The organism is Pedobacter alpinus (genome assembly GCF_042684645.1).
Classification (GTDB): Bacteria; Bacteroidota; Bacteroidia; order Sphingobacteriales; family Sphingobacteriaceae; genus Pseudopedobacter; species Pseudopedobacter alpinus.
The window spans coordinates 1-20328 of sequence record NZ_JBHULV010000047.1 but is presented as its reverse complement, the minus strand read 5'-3'; the positions used below and the strand labels follow the sequence as shown (position 1 = coordinate 20328).

The following is a 20328-nucleotide window of genomic DNA, read 5'->3' as shown; positions in this document are numbered from 1 at the left end:
TCCTTTTAAAAATCACTTTTTACAACTCAATATGCTCTTTATCAAGCTCAATTTAATTGCAAATTTTAACAGCCATACCTTAAACTTTTAAAACGTAAATTCATTTTATCAAAATAGCGCATAATCGAAAAAAAAACCTAATTTTGCATCCCGTACAAACAGATTTAAAAAGTGAATATTTATTCCCCTTTTTATAATTCAATTAACAACAAATTCCAACATGACTAAGTATATTTTTGTTACGGGGGGCGTTACATCGTCTTTAGGAAAAGGTATCATTTCCGCATCATTAGCTAAACTTTTACAGGCCAGAGGTTACCGCGTAACAATCCAAAAATTTGATCCTTACATAAATATTGATCCAGGCACATTAAATCCTTATGAGCATGGCGAGTGTTACGTTACAGAGGATGGAGCCGAAACAGATTTAGATTTAGGGCATTACGAACGTTTTTTAAATGTACCTACCACACAGGCTAATAATATTACAACAGGTAGAATTTACCAAAACGTAATTAGCAGAGAAAGAGAAGGTGCTTATTTAGGTAAAACTGTACAAGTTGTTCCGCATATTACGGATGAAATTAAACGCAATATGCGTTTGTTAGGCGAAAACGGAGAACATGATATTGTAATTACTGAGCTTGGTGGAACCGTTGGTGATATTGAATCTTTACCTTACATTGAAGCTGTTCGTCAGTTTAAATGGGAAGTTGGTTCTAACAATGCAATTGTTATCCATTTAACTTTAATTCCTTTCTTAGCTGCTGCCGGAGAATTAAAAACTAAACCTACACAACACTCAGTTAAAATGTTGTTAGAGTACGGTATTCAGCCAGATATTTTGGTTTGTAGAACTGAGCATCATATTTCTATGGATATTAGGAAAAAAATAGCGCTTTTCTGTAATGTTAATATTAACGCAGTAATAGAATCTATTGATGCAAAAACGATTTATGATGTTCCTTTATTAATGTTAAAAGAACAGTTAGACCGTACTGTATTATCTAAATTAAAACTTCCTCTTAAAACAGAACCAGATTTAGAAAGCTGGAAAGACTTTTTAGGTCGTTTAAAAAATCCTACTTCAGAAATTAAAATTGGCTTGGTAGGTAAATATGTAGAACTACCTGATGCTTATAAATCTATAACAGAATCTTTTATTCATGCAGGCGCTCAAAACGAATGTAAGGTTAGAGTAGAATGCATACATTCTGAAGGAATTACACCAGAAAATGTTAAAGCAAAACTATCAAATTTAGACGGCGTTTTAGTTGCTCCAGGTTTTGGAAACAGAGGAATTGAAGGTAAAATAACTGCAATTCAGTTTATAAGAGAAAACAATATTCCATTTTTCGGAATTTGTTTGGGAATGCAATGTGCGGTAATAGAATTTGGAAGAAACGTTTTAGGTTTAACCAATGCCCATAGTACAGAAATGGACGAGAATACAACTGAAGCTGTAATTTCTATGATGGAAGAACAGAAAAAAGTTACGCTTAAAGGTGGCACTATGCGTTTAGGTTCTTACACTTGCGAGTTGAAAAAAGGAACTAAAGCACATGCTATTTACGGCAAAAGTAAGATTTCTGAGCGTCATAGGCATCGTTACGAATTTAACAATCAGTTTTTAGAAGCATACGAAAATGCAGGAATGATAGCTTCAGGTCTTAATCCTGATAATAATTTGGTGGAGATAGTTGAACTAAAAAACCACCCATATTTTGTTGCTGCTCAGTTTCACCCCGAATTAAAATCAACGGTAGCAAACCCTCACCCACTTTTTGTTAAATTTGTAGCCGCTTCTATAGAACATTCAAAAAGAAAAAACAGCTAAGAAGCATTAAATATATACAATGGATAGAAATACGTTTACAGGTTTATTCCTGATTTTAGTGATTTTAGTTGGTTCAACATTTTTGTTAAAGCCATCTGAAGAAGAAATTAAAAGAGAGCAAATCACACAAGATTCAATAGCAGCATCAAAAGGAAAAACTATTGCGCCTAAGAAAGCTGAAAATTTAACAGATACAACTGCTTTAGTTAATAACAATGCAGCTTCTGATAGTTTAACTTTTAAAGAGCAAATAAGTGTTTTAGAAAATAACTTAATTAAAGTTAGTATTTCTAATAAAGGTGGTAAAATAACAAGTGTTGAAATCAAAAATGAAACTACTTACCAAGGCAAACCATTAATACTTTTTAATGAAGATGATACAAATTTTGGTTTTGATATTAAAGTAGGAAACCAAAAAGTAAATACTACCAACCTTCCGTTTAACATTGTCAATGAAAGTGCAAATAGCATTGTTATGCAAATGCAAAGTGCGGCGGGAACAATTTTAACTTACACATATACATTAGCAGCTGATGCCAACAAAGTTGGATTTAAAATTAATGCTAAAGGTATTGATGGTATCAATGATAATAACAGTTTGATTTTAGATTGGAATACTCGTTTATTACAACAAGAGAAAGATCTAAAAAATGAACGTATGGGCTCAACTACCTATTATCAAAAAGCAGATGGTACAGTAGATTATTTAAGCGAAAGCGAAGACGAGGAATTACTTCTTAACGAAGAAAAAACCAATTGGGTATCTTTTAAAGAACACTTTTTTTCTGCTGCTTTAATAGCTAAAGAAGGTTTTACAAAAGCAAATGTTAAAATCACAACGCTTGCTGATAGTTCTGCTGTTAAAGCTTACGGAGCTCAATTAAATTTGCCTTATAAAAACACTCAGGATAATAATTATAACCTTGAATTTTATTTTGGATCAAATAAATTTAGTCAGTTAAAAGACCAAGGATATGATTTAGAGCAACAAGTTAAAATGGGTTGGGGTCCGCTTATGTGGATTAATCGTTTCTTAGTTTTGCCTATTTTTAACTTTTTTGAAAGCCTTAATTTAGGTTATGGTTTAATTATACTTTTATTAACCGTTATTCTTAAAACTGTTTTACTACCATTCACTTATAAGTCATACCTATCTATGGCTAAAATGAGGGTTTTAAAACCCGAAATGGATGAAATTAAGAAGAAAGTTGGTGAAGATAACCAAGCTTTAGTACAACAAGAGTATTTGAAATTATACAAACAAGCCGGGGTTAACCCACTTGGAGGTTGTTTGCCAATGGTTTTTCAAATGCCATTTATACTAGCTTTCTTTTACTTTTTCCCAAACTTGTTTGAATTAAGACACGAAAGTTTCTTTTGGATGCATGATTTATCAACTTATGATGAATTAATTACGTTTCCTACTATTCCATTATTAGGATGGAATCATATTAGTTTAATGTGTTTATTAATGACAATTTCTACATTAGTTTACACTTACTTTAATAACCAAGTTTCTGGTGCCACTGGGCAAATGAAATACATAGGTTACATTACACCTATCATTTTCTTTGGCGTTTTAAATAGCTACCCAGCTGGTTTAAATTATTATTATTTCTGTGCAAATGTTCTAACCTTCTCTCAACAATATTTTATCAGAAAATTTGTTGATGACGATAAGATACATGCTCAAATACAAGAAAATAAGAAAAAGCCAGAATCCGCTAAGAAAAAAGGTGGCTTCCAAAAAAAGATGGAAGATATGATGAGACAGCAGCAGCAAATCAAACAACAAAATAAAAAATAGATATTTAAAGTTCCGGTAAAATTTACCGGAACTTTTTTTTTGGCAAATAAACAAGCATTCTCCCAATATAAAATGGGGTAAATATCCCCCCTTTAATGGGATTAAATTCCCCAACCTTTTATTTATTCATTATTAAAAAAATATTCTTGAAAAATTATTTTTTCTAAATCCAAATTAGGACTTCAAACGTATAACAAAGAGTATAACACAGACAAGATACATTGAATAAATAAAAAGTGGTGTTTAAATAAGATATAGCTATATTTTTAAGAATATTAAAATTAACAATAACAAATTTTAATTTAGAAATTAAAATAGTTTAGTAAATTACAATACAAATATTTTATTAAATCAAGCGCAACTATATTTCGGCATCTTTTCTGTCTATGTAACTGTAATAAAAGATAAAGGATTATGATTTCATTAGAAAAAAATAAGGAGGTTGTGAAGAAAAGGATTCTTTTAGTTGATGATGAGATTGCGATTCTGAAATTACTAGAATTTATTCTTAAGAAAGACTACGATTTGGTAATTAAAAATAATGGTTTTGATGCTTTAACTTGGTTAGATAGTGGCAATATTCCTGATTTAATTATATCCGACATGGAAATGCCATATTTTAACGGAGCTGATTTTGTAAGGTCTTTGAAAGTGAGCGGTTATTTTAGAGATGTGCCTGTAATTGTACTTTCTGGCTCTGAGTCTCTTGAAAATATTAAAAGTAAAATACCTTACCCAATTAATGATTTAATGTCTAAACCATTTAATCCTTCAATTTTAAAAGATAAAATAAAAATTATATTAAATTAGCGAATGCAATTTACGAATGTTAACGTTGAAGACCATTTCAAATCAAATCAAGCTGTTAATGTTCTCTATTATGCCTCTGTTTTTGAAGATGGCATTCATCAAATTTTTTCCGATACAGAGTTTTCTGTAAATAAAGTTAATACTTTATCAGATTTTAAGAACTACATTCAAAATCTGTCTATTAGTGATATCAATACTATTTTACTTCTTGAAGTTAACCCATTAAAGTTTGATGAAGTACTTATAGTGGTACAAGCTTTAAAAAAGAACTTTATTACAAAAAGTTTAATCACAGTATTTCTTTTAACAGAAAATAGCCCCGAAATTGTAAAAAAGGCAATTGAGATGGGGATTAGCGATTGCTACACAAACCCTATACCTTTTGAGGACTTAAAAGAAAGGTTGAAATTTTTAAACTTTTATAAAGTACTTAGGTCTCAGGTAAATCAACTTTCTCAAGTACCAGTGGTAGAATACAACATGCCAATTAGTAAAAGAATTTTAGATTTAACTGTATCCTCTATATCTTTAATTTTATTATCTCCTTTTTTTGCAATTATAGCTTTACTTATTAAACTTGATTCACCTGGACCAGTTTTTTATAATAGTAAAAGAGTAGGAACAGGTTATAGAATTTTCGATTTTTACAAATTCAGATCAATGCGTATTGGTGCCGATGCTGAAGTGGCAAGTTTAGCACATAAAAATCAATATGGTGATGCCTCTTTTTTTAAAGTTGAGAATGACCCTAGGGTAACCAAATTAGGTGCTTTTTTAAGAAACAGTAGCATTGATGAATTGCCTCAGCTTTTAAACGTTTTAAAAGGCGATATGTCTTTAGTAGGTAATAGACCATTACCTTTATATGAAGCCGAGCAGCTTACAACTAATGAATGGTCTATGCGTTTTTTAGGCCCATCTGGCTTAACCGGACTTTGGCAAATAAGCAAAAGAGGGAAAAAGAACATGTCTGATAATGAAAGAAAAGAATTAGATAATTACTATGCTAAAAACTATTCTTTATGGTTAGATATTAAAATCATTTTAAAAACCTTCCCAGCAATGATACAAAAGGAGAAAGTTTAATGTTCAAACTTGTTTATAGCATTTAAAGTAAAATCTACATCCTTACTATTAATATCTAAATGCGTAACAAAACGAACCATTTGTTTGCCAAATGTGCCACATAAAATTCCTTGTTCTTTAAGTTCATTTACAAATTCATCAATATTTTTTTGTTCGTTTAGCTCCATAATCACAATATTAGTTTCTACAGGCATTATATTTTTTACAAAAGAAAGTTTTTGTAAAGATTCAGCAATAACTTCTGCATGTAAATGATCTTGTTTTAGTCTTTCAATATTGTTTTCCAAAGCATAAATTCCTGCCGCAGCTAAAAATCCAGCTTGTCTCATACCACCCCCAAAAACTTTTCTTACTCTTCGGGCATAATTTATTGTTTTCTTACTTGCTAAAAAAACAGATCCAACAGGCGCACCTAAACCTTTTGATAAGCAAACAGAAATGCCGTCAAAATATTGTCCGTAATCTATAGCTTCATCTTTAGTGGTTTGTAAAGCATTAAAAATTCTAGCACCATCTAAATGAAGTTTTAAATTTTTTAGTTTACATAAATGATATATGGGTTCAATGTCGTCTAACTTATAACATGCCCCTCCACCCCTATTTACAGTGTTTTCAATAACAACCAAGCTAGATTTTGGATAATGAAAATCTGTAGGGTTAATTTCACTTTCAATTAAAGAAGTAGTTATAATTCCTCGTTCGCCATTTAAAAGTTTTACGGAAGCACCAGAGTTAAACATGATGCCACCACCTTCATATTTATAAACATGAGATGTTTGATCAGTAATTACTTCGTCTAAAGGTTGTGTAAAACATTTTATCGCAATTTGATTGCTCATGGTACCAGAAGGGCAAAACATGGCATCCTCCATACCAAACATATCAGCCAACTTTCTTTCTAAAGTATTTACAGTTTCATCCTCTCCAAAAACATCATCGCCTACTTTGGCACTAAACATAGCATCTAACATTCCTTTGGTAGGCTTGGTTACTGTATCACTTCTATAATCAATCATAACTTTGGTTTTACGCAAAATCAAGAAAATATTGATGATTACAAAATTATATCTATAGATACTGCTATTGCAATTAAAAAATTACTTAAAAAAACGTTAGCAATTGTATATTTGAATTATATGTCTTTTAAATCTGTTCCGGTAAGTATTTTAACTGGTTTTTTAGGTGCTGGAAAAACTACACTGCTAAACCACATCATTAAAGAAAATCCAAATACAAAGTTTGCTATTATTGAAAACGAATATGGAGAAATTAATATAGATAGTGAATTGGTAATTAAAACTGATGAAAATATTTTTGAGCTTTCTAATGGTTGTATTTGTTGTTCTTTAAATGGAGATTTATTTGAAGTATTAAATAAATTAGTAACAGGTAAATTTGATTATGACCATTTGATTATTGAAACAACTGGAATTGCAGATCCATCTGCAGTTGCTGGTACATTTTTAACAGATTATAACATTCAAACTGCTTTTAAGTTAGACGGTACAATTTGTTTGGTTGATGTAGAAAATATTTTAGATGTTTTAGGTACTGACGAGGAAGCAGCAAAACAAGTACTTTTTGCAGATTTTATCATTTTTAATAAATGTGAAGGCGTTGAAGATGACATCTTAAAAAACGTTGAGGATACAATAAAAAAAATAAACCCATTTGCTAACTATTGTTTTACAGATTTTGCAAAAGTTGATAGCAAAGAATTGCTTGATTTAAAAGCTTACACCAAAGAAAAAACTCAATTCAAATTAGGGTATAACATCAGTAAACAATCAAATATTTTTAATGTAAACCCGCTACAAAACCAACATCATCAAATTGTATCCCAAAGTTTTATATTCGAAAATAGTTTCGACTTATTAAAAATAAGACACTATTTTACAGTGATGTTAATGATACAAGGTGCTTGGTTTTATAGGATAAAAGGAATAATATATATTGAAGGTTTAAACAGAAAATTAATTATTCAGTCTGTAAAAGGGGCTCCTGTATTTACTGATGGCGATAATTGGGCGGAAGATGAAGTACGTTGTTCTAAAATTGTTTTTATTGGCAAACAACTAAAAAGAGAAGTTTTAGAAAAAGGATTAAATCAATGTATATATAAAACATAGAGTATAAATACTATAAAAAGAAAAAACTTGACTTAGTGTACTTTATACAATAAGAAATTTTAATTAAATTTACAGCATAAATAAATAATATGATATTAATTGCAGACGGTGGCTCCACAAAAACAAGTTGGAGTTTGATTGATGATAATGGTAAAATTATAATGTTTCATACAGAAGGATATAACCCCTATTTTTCTGATACTGAATACATAATTGATTCTATGAAGAAAAACATGCCATCAGATTTACCCACTAGCAAAATTACAGAAGTAAATTATTATGGTGCAGGTGTACATAACGAAGAAAAAGCTTTAATCGTAAAAAAAGCCATGGAAGTTATTTTTCCTGATGCTAAAATTGATATTGGTCATGATTTAATGGCAGCTGCGAGAGCTTTATTGGGCAATAAAAGAGGTTTTGCTGCTATATTAGGTACAGGCACAAACACTTGTATTTATGATGGTGAAGGTATTGAAATGAACATTGATTCTTTAGCTTATATTTTAGGTGACGAAGGAAGTGGTTGTTACATTGGTAAAAAACTTTTGAGTGATTATTTGAGAGGTTATATGCCTAAAAATGTAAGAGATTCTTTTTGGGAAACTTTTAAATTAACGCCAGATGATATTTTAGAAGCTGTTTACACTAAACCATTACCAAATAGATTTTGTGCAAGCTTTAGCAAATTTGTTTATGATATTACAGTAAACATTGAATATTCAAGAAACATTGTAAAATCTTCTTTTGACGATTTTTTCAAGAATTTAGTTAGCCACTATCCAGATTATCAAAGTTATGAATTTAACTGTATAGGTTCTGTAGCTTATAATTTCAGAAATGTTTTAGAAGAGGTAGCGACTGAATATGGTATGAAGATGGGTAAAATTATGCGTTCACCTATTGATGATTTGGTGAAATATCATATTGAAAACAGGAAGAAATAGTTTTATTATGAAACAAAAAAGCTCAGCAATTTTATAAAATTGCTGAGCTTTTTTGTTTTTAGTTATTTCTCTGAATTTTCACTCCAAGCTTTAAACTATCTGTATTATTATACAAACCACTTGCCCAAACTGTATAAATTCTACCACTTTCAATCAATACATTACTTTCGGCTGTTTTACCATTTACATCATCGCTTTTAACAGTGAAATTGTATCGTTTTCCACCAGGTATTTCCACAAAGTTAGAATGGTTTTTATAAGCCAAATTATTAATTAGCAATGAATCAACACCGTAATTAAGTTTAAGTGAAGGAGAATTAACACTTAAATTTAAAAACCTAATTTGTGCTTTACCAGTTGTTGTTGCCGCTACAGAGTCTGTTATGGTTAAAAACTCTAGATTAGCAGGTTGTCCAACTACATAAAGCGAATAATATTTTCCTGGTTGTGCTAAAATTGATCCAGTTTTAATGCTATCAGCAGTTTGGTCTTTATATATTCCAATTCTCCTATTTCCAGAAAAAATATTTACGTAAGGCAGCCTTTCTGTAAAATCAAAAGAACCTTGATTTACAATTTGATTATCTATAACAAAATCAAATGGTTGCAAACCTGGTGAAGCATTAATTATGGCTAAAGCAGAATAGTTTGGAGCGACATTATCATTATCATTTTTTAAGCATGAACTTAAGGTTAAAACTCCAAACCCAAAAACTAATGCTTTTACACTTGATTTTTTAACCCAATTGGACAAATTAAATTTAAAATTTTTCATTTTATTATTTTTTAACGTTTGTTACTAAAAGCCCTAACGTTAAAACTTTAAAAAGTGCTACAACAAAAATGAATTTAATTTAAATTATTTCTCAATTAACATACCTTGTACAGCTGACCTAGCATTTTTTCTTTGATAGTTTGCTATCAAAACTCCTAATAAAATTAAGCCAGTAGCAAAAATAAGCCTTATGGTTATTTCTTCATTTAATATTAACCAACCTAAAAACAAAGCTACTACAACATTAAAATAAGTAAAAACAGAAACAGATGTTGATGCCATTTTACTTAAAGCATATAAGTAGGATAAAAAACCTGCCAATGAACCAAATAAAGTAAGGTAAAATACGGCCAAAATATTACTGGTTTTCCACTCGATAATAACTAATGGAATTTTCAAAAGAAATGCTGCAATTAACAAGCTAATCCCTGCAAATAGCATTTGGGTACACAAATCAACTAAAATATTATGATTATCTTTTTTAACTGATTTTGAATATACGGTACCAATACTCCATGCTATTATAGCGCAAATAATAGCAATTATTCCAATTTTATAATTAGGATTTGTGAGTTGAGCTAAACTATTAAAAAACAAGACAACCATACCTGCTAAACCTAATAATACGCCAATAGCTATTTTAGCGGATAACTTTTCTTTTTTGCTTGCTAAGTTGATAATTAAAACTAATAATGGTGAAAGGGTTGTTAATAAAGCAGTTAAGCCAGATGGAATTGATTTTTCGCCATAGGTGGTTAAACCATTTGCTAAAATCAACATTAAAAAAGCTAAAACAACATTTTGAAAAATCCTTTGCCAACCAGGAAAAACTAATTTTTTACTAATAAACAAATAGGTAAAAAGTATAATGCCAGCCATTAAATGTCTAAAACCTACAACATAAACTGCGGGTATAGTTTCTACTGCAATTCTTATTGCTAAATAAGTAGTCCCCCAAAAAAATGAAACACCAAATAAAGCCATTGGTAATTTAAAGGAACTTAAAGATTTCATTTTTTAAAATCCTATAGCCCTTAACTCCTCTTTCATTTCTGCCTGTACTTTTTGTGCTTCAACCCTTGCAGCTGCTGCAAAATCTTCAGAAGATGAGGCATAAATAATTGCTCTAGAAGAATTAACCAGTAAACCACAATCTTTATTCATACCATATTTACAAACATCAGCTAAAGAACCTCCTTGCGCTCCAACACCTGGCACTAATAAAAAATGATTTGGTGCATGTTTTCTGATTTCTAAAAAAGCCTCTCCCCTTGTTGCACCAACAACATACATCATATTATGATCATTGGCCCATAATTGAGATGTTTTTAAAACTTTCTCAAATAAAAAGCCCTCTTCATTTTTTGTAAACTGAAAATCTTTAGCACCTTCATTTGATGTTAATGCTAAAAGAATTACCCATTTATCATCATACTTTAAAAATGGAGTTACAGAATCTTTTCCCATATATGGTGCAACAGTAACAGCGTCAAAGCTCATGTCAGAGCTTTCTTCATTAAAAAAAGCATCAGCGTACATTGCAGAAGTATTACCTATATCACCTCTTTTGGCATCAGCAATCGAGAAAATATCTTTTGGTAAGTAGTTAACTGTTTTAATTAATGATTTCCATCCAGCTATCCCTCTTGATTCGTAAAAAGCAGTATTAATTTTATACGATACACATAAGTCTTTGGTAGCATCAATAATTTGTTTATTAAACTCAAAAACAGGATCTTCCATACTTAAAAGATGCTTTGGTATTTTATTAATATCGGTATCTAAACCAATGGCTAAAAAAGATTTTTTATTTTTTATTTGCTGAATAAGTTCTTTGCGGGTCATTAAAATGTATTTATTTTGCTAAATTGATAAAATTTAAAGGCAAGTGGAAAAAAAAACGTTTAAAAATTTCAGGAATTACAAATTAATCTATATTATTGCAATGTAATCTCAATTTATCCTTTGTCTACGGTATAAGTAAAGCAAAAAAAATCACATCGAGAATAAATGTAATACTTAATCTTATTGGATAAATCACAATAAATAATCCCTTGATAATAATTCATATTAATGTTTAATACAAACGAATTGAACGAAAAGCTTGTTTCTGAGCTTCGTGAAATGGCAAAAAGTTTTGGTGTTGAAGATACCGACGTTTTGCGCAAAGCTGACTTAATAGCTAAAATTAAAGAACAACAAGATTTAATAACTGCCGCAAGAAATTCTGGAGAAATTGAAACAGTTGTTGAAGATGATGAAAAGCCTAAAAAAAGAGCTAGAACCGTTAAAACTGCAATTGTTGAAAAAATAAAAGCCGATAGCCCTAAAAGTGACGTCACACTTTTTGATAATAATGCGGAACAAGCTCCTGCTAAAAGCCTCTCTAAAGCAAAAGTAGAAACTGTAGTTAATGAAAGCTCTGAGGCGGATAACAAAACCGAACCAAGAGCTATTAGACCAGAAAAAAACAGCAATGGTAAGCAAAGAAATCAAGATGCTGCTTTTGATTTTGACAATGTAATCATTAACGAAGGAGTTTTAGAAATTATGCCCGATGGTTACGGTTTCTTAAGATCATCTGATTATAATTACCTAACTTCTCCTGATGACATTTATGTTTCTCAATCTCAAATAAAACTATTTGGATTAAAAACTGGTGACACTGTTAGAGGTAGTATAAGGCCACCAAAAGAAGGTGAAAAATATTTTCCTTTGGTACGTGTAGAATCTATCAATGGTAGAATACCAATGGAAGTTAGAGATAGGGTTCCATTTGATTATCTAACTCCTCTATTCCCTACAGAAAGATTAAATTTATTTATGAAATCGAGTGATCATTCTACTCGTATTATGGATTTATTTACACCAATTGGTAAAGGACAACGTGGTTTAATTGTTGCGCAACCAAAAACTGGTAAAACCAATTTATTAAAAGAAGTTGCTAATGCAATTGCTGCTAACCACCCAGAAGTTTATTTAATTATTTTATTAATTGATGAACGCCCAGAAGAGGTTACAGATATGGCCAGAAGCGTAAGAGCTGAGGTTGTTTCTTCTACTTTTGATGAGCCAGCAGAACGCCACGTTAAGATTGCCAATATTGTTTTGGAAAAAGCGAAACGTATGGTAGAATGTGGACATGATGTAGTAATTTTATTAGATTCTATTACGCGTTTAGCTAGAGCTTACAATACTGTTGCGCCAGCATCTGGTAAAATACTTTCTGGTGGTGTTGATGCTAATGCATTGCACAAGCCTAAACGTTTCTTTGGTGCTGCCCGTAACATTGAAGACGGTGGCTCTTTAACCATACTTGCAACTGCTTTAACAGATACTGGATCTAAAATGGATGAGGTGATTTTTGAAGAATTTAAAGGTACTGGTAATATGGAACTACAATTAGATAGAAAATTATCTAACAAACGTATTTTCCCAGCTATAGATTTAACTGCTTCAAGTACAAGAAGAGATGATTTATTATTAGATAAAGAAACTTTACAAAGACTTTGGATTTTAAGAAATCACTTAGCAGATATGAACCCTCAAGAAGCAATGGAGTTTTTATTAACTCAAATGCGAGGTACAAAATCTAACGAGGAGTTTTTAGTATCAATGAACAGCTAGAATTAGAGTTAAGAATTTTAGAGGCGAGAATCAAGACTCAGCAAGTTGTCTTAGCTCTTGCCTCCTAACTCTTTTATCTCCAAAGAATGATTAAAAAACACATCCCAAACGCAATAACCTGTGCTAACCTATTTTCTGGTTGTATAGGTACAATTTATGCATTTAACGGCGACCTAAAAACAGTTGCCTATTTTGTGATTTTATCTGGTGTGTTTGATTTTTTTGACGGATTAGTAGCTAGATTACTTAACGTAAAATCTGAAATAGGGAAAGAATTAGATTCTTTGGCGGATGTTATTAGTTTTGGTTTTCTGCCTGGTTTAATAATGTACCAATTGCTATTAAATTCTGGTGCTGGTTATTTAGCCTACGCTGGATTTCTTATTCCAATTTTTTCTGCATTAAGATTGGCTAAGTTTAACATAGACACTAGGCAAACTGAAGACTTTATAGGATTAAATACGCCTATGAATACTTTTCTGATTATTTCTTTACCTTACTTACAAGATAAAACAGACTTGATTAGCAATACTTACTTTCTATTAGGTCTTATTTTATCGCTTTCTTATCTTTTAGTGAGCGAAATAAAACTTTTCTCTATGAAAGTAAGCAATTTAAGTTGGGCGCCAAATAAATATAAATTCGTTTTTGTTATCCTATCTGTCGTTTTATTAGCTTTTCTAAAATTTGCCGCAATACCTGTTGTTTTAATTTTATATATATTTTTTTCACAAATACATTTTAAATACTCTACCAACTAAAAAAAATTAGCAGATATTAATGCTATGTCTCTAAAAAAACATTAAACCAAATATGTAAAAGTGTAGCAAGCAGCATGAAAATTTAGATTTTCAATAATTGCTGTTTAAAATTAAAATTTCTTACAGAAAACTAATGGTAACTAAACAATGGAACTTACCAATATCAAATTAAAGAACTTTATTCTGCTGCTAAAAGCTCTTTTCTTTTTTCTACCAATTTTACAAAAATTAAATCCATATCTTCTTTTAAGTTTTTGTAATCCTCGGCTATACCTTCATAATCATCATTATCTCTCGCTCTAGTTTCAATAGAAGCCATTATATCTCTTGCTTCATTTACACCCATAAAAGCCAAAGTTGGTTTAATTTTATGCGCCATCTCAGCAATTTTACTCCAATCTTTAGTTTCAACTGCATTAGTTAATACTTCAACATATCCTGGTGTTTGTTCCAAAAATATATCAATCATTTCCACTATAAATTCTGTATTATCACTTGCCACTTCTTTTAAATATGAAAGGTCTATCACTATATTATTATCTCTATTCATTTATACTAATGTGAAAATTTTTATTTAGCCTTATTACTTCTAATTTGTCTTCACAATCTATAAGCAACTCACTAATTGTTTTTTTTGTAATTGGATGCTTATAATTTGGTGCTATTTCATTTAATGGTAAAAGTACAAATTTACGCATTGTTAACATCAAATGAGGAATTATCAAAATATCAGAATCGGATAATATTAAATCATTATAAAAAATAATATCAATATCCATGGTTCGTTCGCTCCATTTATCTTTACGTATTCTGCCTAATTGAGTTTCAATTTTTTGAATTTCATTTAAAACCTCATGAGGAGATAAAAAAGTATCCACTTTAATTGCAATATTTAAAAAGTCTGGTTGTTCTAACTTTCCCCAAGCTTTTGTTTCGTAAATAGAAGATTCTAGCTCTATTTTACCAACATTTAATCTTATTGCTTTTAGTGCATTACTTAAATTTTCAAACCTATTACCTAAATTCCCGCCAAGTAATAAAAAAACCTTATTCATAAATATTGTAACAATTGCTATTAATGCTTATCTAAAATTTATATTTGCAAAATAGCATTTTAATATTCAAATAAATCAAATGAAACAATTCTTCAAATTTGTTTTTGCCTCTATGGTAGGTATTATATTATCTACAATTGTGTTGTTCTTAATATTCATAGCTTTAATAACAGCTGTTATTAGCAGTTCTAAAGAGAATGTAGAGATTAAAGAAAACACGATACTTCATGTAAACTTAAATGTTCCGATTACTGAACGTAGTGCATCAAGTCCTCTTGATGATTTAGATTTTGGCCCATTTAAAGGCGAAAAGGTGTTAGGCTTAAATGATATACTAAAAAGCATTAAAAGTGCTAAAGATGATGACAACATTAAAGGTATTTACTTAGATGTTAGCTACATGATGACTGGTTTTGCAAGTATCGAAGAAATAAGAAATGCTTTGCTTGATTTTAAAAAATCGGGTAAATTTATAATTGCTTATAGCGAGGTGTACACACAAGGCGCTTACTATTTAGCCTCTGTAGCAAATAAAGTTTACTTAAATCCGCAAGGTATATTAGAATTAAAAGGTTTTAGTTCTGAAATTATGTTTTTTAAAGGTGCTTTAGATAAATTAGATATTGAGGCTCAAATTATAAAAGTAGGGACATTTAAAAGTGCTGTTGAACCATTTATTTTAGATAAAATGAGTGAGGCTAACAAATTACAAACTACTGCTCTTTTAGGTTCTTTATACAATCATTTCACTACTAAAATTTCTGAAAGTAGAAAAATACCTCAAGATTCATTAAAGGCTATAGCAGATGGATTAAAATCTAGATCCCCAGAAGATGCTCTAAGATATAAATTAGTTGATGGTTTAAAATATAAAGACGAAATACTTGACGAATTAAAAACTAAAACTGGAGTTGAAAAAGCAAAAAATTTAGCTACTGTTAGCATAACAGAATATGCAAAAACAATAAAAAACACCAGCACAGCATCAGAAAGAATTGCTGTAATATATGCAAACGGTGATATAAATAGTGGTGAAGGTGACGAAAACACGATTGGATCTGAAGGAATATCAAAAGCATTAAGAAAAGCAAGATTAGACGAGAAAGTAAAAGCCGTGGTTTTAAGAGTAAATAGCCCAGGTGGCAGTGCTTTAGCTTCTGATGTGATATGGAGAGAAGTTTTATTAACTAAAAAAGCTAAACCATTAATTGTTTCTATGGGTGATTATGCTGCATCTGGTGGTTATTACATTGCTTGTGCTGCTGATGAAATTTATGCCGAGCCAAATACAATTACAGGGTCTATTGGTGTGTTTGCAATTATTCCTAATATGAAGGGTTTTTTCAACAATAAATTAGGAATTACATTTGACGGCGTTAAAACAGGTCAGTTTGCAGATTTAGGAGATGTTAGCAGACCATTAAACGATGCAGAGAAAATGATTTTGCAAAGAGAAGTTAATAGAACTTATGTTGATTTTACCAAAAGAGTTGCAGACGGTAGAAAAATTCCACAATCCTATGTGGACAGCATTGGGCAAGGTAGAGTTTGGACTGGTGAACAAGCTGTTAAACTTAAATTAGTGGATAAGCTTGGGCACTTAAATGACGCCATTGCTGCTGCTGCTAAAAAAGCCAAATTAAAAGAATATAAAATTGTAAACTATCCAGAAATTAAAGATGGCTTAATGGGACTTTTAGATGATTCTGAGGAAAAACTTAAAACATATATAGTTAAGCAAGAGTTAGGAAACACCTACCCTTATTACAAGCAAATTAAAGAAGTTGCTACCATGAAAGGTTTGCAAGCTAAATTACCTTACGAAATTACAATTAGATAATTCAATTATTAAAATTTTAAAAGCAAAGGCCTGATTTTTTCAGGCCTTTGTTGTTATAAATATATTTAATGAAACATCAACAATACATTGTACGATTAAGGAAGTAAATTATAGAAAGATGAAGATAAACATAATTTAAAATTGAACACCGAAACGAAAATAGCTAGCAGCCACATCAAAATGAAGATGAAACAACTATAAATTAATTGATACAAAAACCCATAAAAAAGCCTTGATTCAAAACGAATCAAGGCTTTTTATTTATCCATCCAACCTTCTCACTTCCGTCCTCTGTCTTCGGACTTAAAAAACTAAGCGTCTGCTTTTGGAGCTTCTTCTTTTGGTGGACGAGGCAATAAAGCTTTACGAGAAAGTTTTAATTTACCTTGTTTATCAACTTCTAATAACTTAACAGTTACTTCGTCACCAACTTGGAAAATACCATCCATAGATTCGTAACGTTTCCAGTCAATTTCAGAAATGTGTAATAAACCATCTTTACCTGGCATAATTTCTACAAATGCACCAAATGGCATAATAGATTTCACTTTACCTTCGTAAGTTTCGCCAACTTCTGGTTTAGCAACAATGTTTTTGATACGAGTAGTTGCTTGGTCAATCGCTGCTTTATTATCCGCAAAAATTTGGATGTAACCTTTGTTATCTTTCTCTTCAATAGAGATAGTAGCGCCAGTTTCACGTTGCATTTCTTGGATAATTTTACCACCAGGACCAATAATTGCACCAATAAATTCTTTATCAATTACTAAAGAAACAATACGTGGAGCATGAGGTTTAAAGTCTTCTCTTGGCGCAGTCATGGTTTTTTCAATTTCACCTAAAATGTGTAATCTACCATCTCTAGCTTGGTCTAAAGCATTACTTAAAACTTCGTATGATAAACCGTTCACTTTCAAGTCCATTTGACAAGCAGTAATACCGTTTTTAGTACCAGTTACTTTAAAATCCATGTCTCCTAAATGATCTTCATCACCTAGAATATCCGAAAGAATAGCATATTTACCAGTTGCTTCATCAGAAATTAATCCCATTGCAATACCAGAAACTGGAGCTTTCAATTGAATACCAGCATCCATCAAAGCCAATGTGCCCGCACAAACGGTAGCCATGGATGAAGAACCATTAGATTCTAAAATATCAGAAACAATACGGATGGTGTAAGGGTTTTCAGCATCAGAAGGCAATACTTTTTTAATTGCTCTCATGGCTAAATTACCATGACCAACTTCTCTACGACCAACACCACGGTTAGGACGAGCCTCACCAGTTGAGAATGCAGGGAAATTGTAATGCAACATAAATTTATTGTAGCCATTCACAAAAGCGCCGTCAATCATTTGCTCATCAGATTTTGCACCTAACGTAACTGTAGTTAATGATTGTGTTTCACCACGGGTAAAAATTGCAGAACCGTGAGCAGATGGTAAATAACCTACTTCGCTCCAAATAGGGCGAATTTCAGTTGTTTTTCTTCCATCTAATCTAATTCCTTCATCCAATAACAATGTTCTTACGGCATCGTATTGTACATCATGGAAATATTTTTTAGCTAAAAACTTATCAGATTCTGTAGCACCTTCTGGCAATGCGTCTAAAACTTCTTTTTGAATAGCTTTAAATTGAGCAGAACGATCGTCTTTACCAGAGTTAGATTTAGCAACTGCATAAACTTTATCATAAGTATCAGCAGTAATTTTTGCTTTTAATTCTAAATCGCTGTTTTCGTGGCTATAAGTTCTCTTTTCAGTTTTACCAACTAAACGACCCAACTCTATCTGTGCAGCAACTTGTTTTTTAATGGCTTCGTGAGCAAATTGAATTGCTTCAATTAAATCAGCTTCTGCAATTTCATCAGCTTCACCTTCTACCATATTAATGTCTTTGGCAGAACCAGCAACAATAAATTCTAATGTAGCTCTTTCTAATTCAGAACGAAGTGGGTTTATGACTAACTTACCATCAATCTTAGCTACACGTACTTCAGATATTGGTCCGTTAAACGGAATATCCGAAACAGCTAAAGCTGCCGAAGCTGCTAAACCTGCTAATGCATCAGGCATAATGTCTTTGTCTGATGAAATTAAAGAAATCATCACTTGCGTATCAGAGTGATAATCTTCTGGAAATAAAGGTCTTAAAGCTCTATCTACGATTCTCGAAATTAAAACTTCGTAATCAGATAATCTAGCTTCTCTTCTTAGGAAACCTCCAGGAATACGACCAGCTGCCGCATATTTCTCCTGATAATCAACGGATAATGGAAGGAAGTCGACACCTTCTTTTGCATCTTTGTTACTAACAACAGTAGCTAATAGCATAGTATCACCTTGTTTCACAACCACTGCGCCATCAGCTTGTTTAGCTAATTTTCCAGTTTCGATCTCAATGATACGGCCATCGCCTAAATCAATCGACTGTTTAAACACATTTAAACTCATATATTATTTTTTATCGTTGCGAAAATACGGTTTTATATCTGTTTTTTTGATGGCTTATGTAAAATCTTTATTTAGTTAATGTTAAAGTAGTTATAGGAATGGTTTCTTTTAATTGTTGAGAGGTTTTAGATGTCAGTATCAGCTTCGAATAATATTATATTGAATAGTCTTTGTCATACAGAGCGGAGACCTTGTCATACTGTGCGGAGTCGAAGTATGAAAAGGTGCTGTATTGCAAATCAGTTTGTGCAGTCTGGCTTTACGCTGTACTCCGTTTGTCCGCCCATTGGCGTACAATCCGGGGTGCCGCTGCAATCCAGTTTATTTAACGCGGGGTTGGTGGAGATTTATTTGCAATGTCTGCTGTTCTCAACCGTCATCGCGATCCGCTGGTTAGCGGATTGGCGATTTCTGTGTTTATTTGCAATGCTTTATTAAACGATGAACCAACAATTAAAGAGTCTGGAGACTCTATTTCATTTGGTAATCCGAAGAGACGCTTCGCTTAACTCTCCGGACAGTTGGGGCTGTAGTACAATTAAGTTTGGATAGTCTGGCTTTACGCTGTACTCCGTTTGTCCGCCCACTGGCAGACAATCCGGGGTGCCGCTGCAATCCAGTTTATTTAACTTGGGGTTTGTGAGGATTTAATTGGAATGTCTGTTGTTCTCAACCGTCATCATGGTTCGCTGGTTGGCGGAGTGGCAATCTCTGTGTTTATTTGTATTTGATTTATTAACTGATGAATCCATCGCTAGTGCGAGCTTGCAGCTCGTACTTTAAAATTAGGAGTGAAATTGGAACGAGCTACAAGCTCGCACCAGCAAGTTGATAATTCGGGAAGATTTAGTTATTTATTCTATAAAAATATTCAAATTGTTTTTATCTTGTAGTGATATTACAAAATATGCCGAAATTTCAATTAAAAAACACGACATAATGCATCGCTATCCTATTGTCTTAATTCCTGACTATCAAGAAAAATTCGTTAATCAATATAGCGTCGACGATTTTGCGAAATTTTATAATATAAAAATTAAATCTAAACCAATCAGACCAGTTGAGCCTTTAATGCCACAAAATAAAATCGATATAAAGAAAACAGTAGTGAAATTTAAAATCAAATCTTACTTCATATCTGTCCGAACAATTTCCGATTTCGTAAAACGGAATTATTAACTAATTGATTTACAGTTAT

General features: G+C 31.5%; 16 protein-coding genes. 9 read left to right on the top strand and 7 right to left on the bottom strand.

The genetic code is table 11. The features are described from left to right. Nucleotides 1–220 precede the first annotated feature (220 nt). The 4 genes from ACFSSE_RS13735 to ACFSSE_RS13720 all read left to right on the top strand — a co-directional run bounded on the left by ACFSSE_RS13735 (nt 221) and on the right by ACFSSE_RS13720 (nt 5540). The gene (locus ACFSSE_RS13735) at nt 221–1837 is read left to right on the top strand and encodes a CTP synthase (protein ID WP_379047029.1); all 1617 of its coding nucleotides are present in this window, start codon (nt 221–223) and stop codon (nt 1835–1837) included. Between the two features lie 19 nt (nt 1838–1856). Continuing rightward, nucleotides 1857–3644: a membrane protein insertase YidC gene (gene yidC / locus ACFSSE_RS13730; protein ID WP_379047032.1), complete on the top strand. Its 1788-nt coding sequence runs from the start codon at nt 1857–1859 to the stop codon at nt 3642–3644. Between the two features lie 414 nt (nt 3645–4058). Next, a complete protein-coding gene (locus ACFSSE_RS13725; protein WP_379047035.1) occupies nt 4059–4454 on the top strand; it encodes a response regulator in 396 nt (131 codons plus the stop codon). 3 nt (nt 4455–4457) lie between these two features. Then, the gene (locus tag ACFSSE_RS13720) at nt 4458–5540 is read left to right on the top strand and encodes a sugar transferase (RefSeq protein WP_379047038.1); all 1083 of its coding nucleotides are present in this window, start codon (nt 4458–4460) and stop codon (nt 5538–5540) included. Here the strand turns inward: ACFSSE_RS13720 and ACFSSE_RS13715 are convergent. After that, entirely contained in the window at nt 5537–6556 is a 1020-nt protein-coding gene (locus ACFSSE_RS13715; RefSeq protein WP_379047041.1) for a threonine aldolase family protein, read from the bottom strand. The genes ACFSSE_RS13720 and ACFSSE_RS13715 overlap by 4 nt on opposite strands. A gap of 120 nt (nt 6557–6676) precedes the next feature. Here ACFSSE_RS13715 and ACFSSE_RS13710 point away from each other — a divergent pair, with 120 nt between their 5' ends. Together ACFSSE_RS13710 and ACFSSE_RS13705 are read left to right on the top strand one after the other, a co-directional pair. Beyond that, complete coding sequence (locus ACFSSE_RS13710; protein ID WP_379047044.1) at nt 6677–7669, top strand: CobW family GTP-binding protein; 993 nt, start codon at nt 6677–6679, stop codon at nt 7667–7669. 89 nt (nt 7670–7758) lie between these two features. Continuing rightward, entirely contained in the window at nt 7759–8613 is an 855-nt protein-coding gene (locus ACFSSE_RS13705; protein ID WP_379047047.1) for an N-acetylglucosamine kinase, read from the top strand. A gap of 58 nt (nt 8614–8671) precedes the next feature. Here ACFSSE_RS13705 and ACFSSE_RS13700 read toward each other — a convergent pair whose 3' ends face one another. From ACFSSE_RS13700 to pyrF, 3 genes are all read right to left on the bottom strand, one after another. Then, a complete protein-coding gene (locus ACFSSE_RS13700) occupies nt 8672–9388 on the bottom strand; it encodes a DUF4397 domain-containing protein (RefSeq protein ID WP_379047050.1) in 717 nt (238 codons plus the stop codon). Nucleotides 9389–9472: 84 nt separating this feature from the next. After that, on the bottom strand, nt 9473–10402 hold the full coding sequence (locus tag ACFSSE_RS13695; protein ID WP_379047053.1) for a DMT family transporter: 930 nt from the start codon (nt 10400–10402) through the stop codon (nt 9473–9475). 3 nt (nt 10403–10405) lie between these two features. Beyond that, the gene (gene pyrF / locus ACFSSE_RS13690) at nt 10406–11233 is read right to left on the bottom strand and encodes an orotidine-5'-phosphate decarboxylase (protein WP_379047056.1); all 828 of its coding nucleotides are present in this window, start codon (nt 11231–11233) and stop codon (nt 10406–10408) included. Between the two features lie 228 nt (nt 11234–11461). Between pyrF and rho the strand changes: the two genes are divergently transcribed. Continuing rightward, entirely contained in the window at nt 11462–13015 is a 1554-nt protein-coding gene (gene rho, locus ACFSSE_RS13685) for a transcription termination factor Rho (RefSeq protein ID WP_379047059.1), read from the top strand. Between the two features lie 86 nt (nt 13016–13101). Further along, on the top strand, nt 13102–13776 hold the full coding sequence (pssA, locus tag ACFSSE_RS13680; protein ID WP_379047062.1) for a CDP-diacylglycerol--serine O-phosphatidyltransferase: 675 nt from the start codon (nt 13102–13104) through the stop codon (nt 13774–13776). Nucleotides 13777–13954: 178 nt separating this feature from the next. Here pssA and ACFSSE_RS13675 read toward each other — a convergent pair whose 3' ends face one another. Further along, complete coding sequence (locus ACFSSE_RS13675) at nt 13955–14326, bottom strand: Hpt domain-containing protein (RefSeq protein WP_379047065.1); 372 nt, start codon at nt 14324–14326, stop codon at nt 13955–13957. After that, the gene (gene folK / locus ACFSSE_RS13670) at nt 14319–14831 is read right to left on the bottom strand and encodes a 2-amino-4-hydroxy-6-hydroxymethyldihydropteridine diphosphokinase (RefSeq protein ID WP_379047068.1); all 513 of its coding nucleotides are present in this window, start codon (nt 14829–14831) and stop codon (nt 14319–14321) included. The genes ACFSSE_RS13675 and folK overlap by 8 nt, the downstream gene beginning before the upstream one ends. 79 nt (nt 14832–14910) lie before the next feature. Between folK and sppA the strand changes: the two genes are divergently transcribed. Beyond that, nucleotides 14911–16671, top strand: a complete 1761-nt coding sequence (gene sppA, locus ACFSSE_RS13665; protein WP_379047071.1) for a signal peptide peptidase SppA — start codon at nt 14911–14913, stop codon at nt 16669–16671. Nucleotides 16672–16982: 311 nt separating this feature from the next. Here sppA and pnp read toward each other — a convergent pair whose 3' ends face one another. Then, nucleotides 16983–19130, bottom strand: a complete 2148-nt coding sequence (pnp, locus tag ACFSSE_RS13660; RefSeq protein ID WP_379047074.1) for a polyribonucleotide nucleotidyltransferase — start codon at nt 19128–19130, stop codon at nt 16983–16985. Between the last annotated feature and the right edge of the window lie 1198 nt (nt 19131–20328).